Here is a 415-nt window from a genome sequence, read left to right as displayed (position 1 = left end):
TCCTACGAAGTCACCTTTTGTTACTTGTAATACTTGCTCTTTCATTTTATGTATCCTCCTTTTTAATAAGTTATCTATATGTAATTTCTAAGAAATGTTTATTTCATAGTTTTTATGTTAGCGTTACATTAAAGTTAATAACGTAACGTTTGTAACATTAATGTAACATAACTATTGTTACGTTGCAATATAATTACGTAAATTTTATTACACTTTTTTTACGTTTTTTTATAAACACCCTTAAAAACCTTGTTTTAATGCACTTTCTACTAAGTTGATATTTGTAATGTTATTGTAACATTACAGTCATATAACGAAACATCCCCCTACTTACCTCTCCTTTTGTTACAAATCAAAGTACATATTTAAATGAATACGTTGGAATCTATCAAGCTTTTACTAACTGTTTGTGCTA

1 protein-coding gene is annotated in these 415 nt (G+C 26.5%); it reads right to left on the bottom strand.

The window, feature by feature from the left end; genetic code table 11:
- Window positions 1-45: DUF3948 family protein (locus MR113_RS28645; protein ID WP_113733202.1), on the bottom strand; the 45-nt coding region annotated here is incomplete at its 3' end.
- Window positions 46-415 lie beyond the last annotated feature (370 nt).

The organism is Bacillus cereus group sp. BfR-BA-01379, assembly GCF_022663605.1.
In the GTDB taxonomy this organism is placed as follows: domain Bacteria; phylum Bacillota; class Bacilli; order Bacillales; family Bacillaceae_G; genus Bacillus_A; species Bacillus_A mobilis.
The sequence above is the reverse complement of the archived record's forward strand: the minus strand, read 5'-3'. Positions and strand labels throughout refer to the sequence as shown.